The 3284-nt window shown below is 61.4% G+C and carries 5 protein-coding genes and 1 pseudogene; all 6 read left to right on the forward strand.

Annotated elements, in window-relative coordinates; all coding sequences use genetic code 11:
- Positions 1-238: 238 nt before the first annotated feature.
- Positions 239-805: an RNA polymerase sigma factor gene (locus AC1D0P_RS23555; RefSeq protein ID WP_477652237.1), complete on the forward strand. Its 567-nt coding sequence runs from the start codon at positions 239-241 to the stop codon at positions 803-805.
- Positions 802-1248 carry a DUF3619 family protein gene (locus AC1D0P_RS23560; RefSeq protein ID WP_477678957.1) on the forward strand — a complete coding sequence of 149 codons (447 nt, stop codon included), beginning with the start codon at positions 802-804 and terminating at the stop codon, positions 1246-1248. The genes AC1D0P_RS23555 and AC1D0P_RS23560 overlap by 4 nt, the downstream gene beginning before the upstream one ends.
- Before the next feature lie 83 nt (positions 1249-1331).
- Entirely contained in the window at positions 1332-1973 is a 642-nt protein-coding gene (locus AC1D0P_RS23565) for a DUF3106 domain-containing protein (protein ID WP_477678958.1), read from the forward strand.
- A gap of 81 nt (positions 1974-2054) precedes the next feature.
- On the forward strand, positions 2055-2612 hold the full coding sequence (locus AC1D0P_RS23570) for an RDD family protein (RefSeq protein WP_477678959.1): 558 nt from the start codon (positions 2055-2057) through the stop codon (positions 2610-2612).
- A 36-nt stretch (positions 2613-2648) separates the two neighbouring features.
- Entirely contained in the window at positions 2649-3101 is a 453-nt protein-coding gene (locus AC1D0P_RS23575) for a diacylglycerol kinase (RefSeq protein ID WP_477678960.1), read from the forward strand.
- Positions 3098-3284 (forward strand): annotated as a pseudogene (locus AC1D0P_RS23580) (TIGR00730 family Rossman fold protein); the annotation flags it as partial. The gene AC1D0P_RS23575 and the pseudogene AC1D0P_RS23580, both read left to right, overlap by 4 nt.

Raw genomic sequence — 3284 nt, forward strand, 5'->3', positions numbered from 1 at the left:
CCAGAACCATAAGCGGAAACATAAACCGCCGAGTCATGACCCGTTTGCCTTTTGAATTGCAGGGCATATTATGACATTTCGCGTTGCGCAATGGCCGCAAGGCCTCAAAAAGGGCCAGCCAGCACCGGCCATGATGCGATAATTTTCCAGCGGCATCCCAGGATGCATGCTGATCGGCACAGGCCCCGCGAAGACCGCGGCCATCCTGCAGCGCTGGACGAACCGGAACCCCACACCGTTGGCAACTGAACAAGAACTCTCGGATTTCCTGAAAAACGTTGAAAAACGGGCTTTCAAGCGCAGCATTTACCACGTCCGGGACGAAGAAGCTGCTCTCGATATCGTTCAGGACAGCATGATGAAGCTGGCGCAGCACTACGGCGACAAGCCCGCCGCCGAGTTGCCCATGCTGTTCCAGCGCATCCTGGCCAACACCACGCTGGACTGGTTTCGCCGCCGCAAGACCCGCAACGCGCTTTTCTCCAATATGAGCGACTTCGAATCGTCCGGCGAAGACGGAGATTTCGATCTTCTGGAAACTTTAGAGACCCTGACCAACTCAGAGGGTACGGAGAGCGCCCAGGATGCCACGGAGCGGGCGCAAATATTGCATGAGATCGAACTGCAGGTAAAGGAATTGCCGGGCCGTCAACGGGAAGCCTTTCTGATGCGTTACTGGGAGGAAATGGACGTCGCTGAAACAGCAGCCGCCATGGGCTGTTCAGAGGGTAGTGTCAAAACGCACTGTTCACGCGCAGTTCACGCTCTCAGCAAAGCCCTGAGCGCCAAAGGTATAAAACTATGACTAATTCACTACAAAAAAGAGCCGCCATCCTCCAGGACCGCTTTGGCCTGAAAACCGCCTCCTACCTGTCCGCGGGTGCTGCAGACCTGCCTTACGACATTTCCGAGCGCTTGCGCGCCGCGCGCTTCCAGGCTGTCTCCAGCCGCAAGATCGCAAAAACCGAAACCGCCGGCGGTGTCGTCGGCAACGGTGCCAGCGCAGCCCTCACCTGGGGCTCCGACGACGGACTGAGCTGGTGGGCACGCATTGGTTCGGTGTTACCGCTTGTTGCGCTGGTCGTGGGGCTGCTGGTCATCAATTCGATTCAGAACGACAACCGCGCCCAGGAGTTGGCAGAAGTCGACGTGGCGCTGCTCACCGACGAGCTCCCACCCGCGGCCTTTGCCGACCCCGGTTTTGTCCAGTACCTCAAAGTGACTCGCCAAGCCCCTACGGTCCAATGAGCCGCCCAGCAGCCGCCCGACACCTCCCCCTGCCTCTTGACCCTTCAACCCGGTTGAAGTTGCAATGGCTGTCGCTTGGGCTCGTGACAGTCGCCCTGCTGGCATTACCGGTTTTCAGTTTTGCCCAAGCAACCAAGCCCGCAGCCACTGCCAGCGCCCCCGGCGCCGCCAAATCGGCCGCCAGCGCGCCGGCCAAAACCACCGCATCCAAACCCACTTGGGCTGAACTCAGCCCCATGCAGCAAAAGGCGCTGGCGCCCCTGGCCTCAAGCTGGAACACCACCAGCGAGCAGCAAAAACGCAAATGGCTGGAAATCTCAAAAAATTACCCTTCGTTGCCCCCTGAAGGACAGGCCAACCTGCACAGCCGCATGAACGAATGGGTCACGCTGAGCCCCCAGCAACGCGCCCAGGCACGGCTGAACTTCGGCAAGACCAAAGAGCTCTCCAAGCAGCTCACGCCTGAAGAGAAAAAGGCCAAATGGGAAACCTACCAAGCCCTCAGCCCTGAAGAAAAACAAAAGCTGGCGGCCAAGGCCAGTCCCAAGCCCGCCGGGGCCGCGACCGCCGTCAAGCCGGTGGCCCCTCAGAAGCTGGCGCCGGTTCCACCGCACCCGGTCAAGGCCAGCAGCAAGGCTGCGCCTAAAATCAATGCTTCCACCCCGGTGGCAGCCGCCCCAGCGGCACTGCCTGCCAGCGGCCCAGGCGCAACGCCCCAGCGTTGACATACCGCCGGCGGGCAAGCCGGCCGGATTTATTGGCCGCTCCGGCAGTCCCCTGCCAGCGAGCATTGAAGAGCAACACATTTGACAGCCACCGATACCCCCTCAATACCGTCCATCCCCAGGCGCATGGCTTGCTGGATGTACGAAGGCATGCTGATGTTCGGCGTGGTTTTCCTGGCCGGCTACCTCTTCAGCACCTTGATCCAGACCCGCAACGCCCTGGACAACCGCCACGCGCTGCAGGCTTTTGTGTTTGTGATCTTCGGCATCTACTTCGTCTGGTTCTGGGCAAAAGGCCAAACCTTGGCGATGAAAACCTGGAACATCCGCGTGGTTGACGTCCACGGTGCCCCCATCTCCCAGAAGCGCGCCCTGCTGCGCTATGTGCTGAGCTGGTTATGGTTCCTGCCGCCGCTGGCCGTCAGCTGGATGCTGGCGCTGCCGGGCCGCGAAGGCGCCGTGCTGGCGCTGGGTTGGGTCGCCATCTGGGCGATCCTGGCGCGTTTTCATCCGCAAAAGCAGTTCTGGCACGATGCCTGGGCAGGAACCCGGCTGATCACCTGGGTGGCGCCTGAAAAGCCCCGCCGCAAGGAAAAGTCGAAGGTCACAGCCGGTAATGATGTGGCCGAGCAGCCCTAACATCAACATGCCATAAAGCTGCGCGACAATCGCCCCATGCCCGAACAAGTCCCGCTTTCCGCCTCCCTGCCAGCATCCACCCCTACGGCCTCCCCGATATCCCTCGATGAGCCGGTCAACCCCCAAAAGCACCGCAGGGGCCTGAGCCGCGTCTGGCACGCCACGGGCTATTCCATCGCCGGCCTGCGCGCCGGCTGGCATGAAACCGCGTTTCGCCAGGAAGCCATCGCCTCCATCGTGCTGATTCCGGCCGCCTTCTGGCTGGGCCGGAACTGGGTGGAAACCGTGCTGCTGGCCGGGACGGTCATCCTCATCATGATCGTGGAACTGCTCAACACCGGGATCGAAACCGCCATAGACCGCATAGGCCCCGAGTGGCACGACCTTTCCAAGCGCGCCAAGGACATGGGCAGCGCCGCCGTCCTGCTCAGCCTGCTGCTCTGCGCAGGCACCTGGGCCTTGGCGCTCTTTCAACGATTTTCAGCATGAACAACGACAGCACCGCAGTGACAGAAAACTCCAAGCCCACCTTCTCCCTTTGCGTTTATTGCGGCTCCCGCCCGGGCGCCAATCCCGAATTTGCCGCGATCGCCGCCCTCGTCGGCACATGGATAGGCACCCACGGCGGGCAGCTGGTCTACGGCGGTGGCCGCAACGGCCTCATGGGCATCC

The organism is Polaromonas sp. P1_G2 (genome assembly GCF_056405515.1).

Excerpts from the sequence above, each read along its gene's own strand:
- AC1D0P_RS23560 (WP_477678957.1), top strand. The coding sequence starts at position 802 with ATGACTAATTCACTACAAAAAAGAGCCGCCATCCTCCAGGACCGCTTT.
- AC1D0P_RS23575 (WP_477678960.1), top strand. The coding sequence starts at position 2,649 with ATGCCCGAACAAGTCCCGCTTTCCGCCTCCCTGCCAGCATCCACCCCT.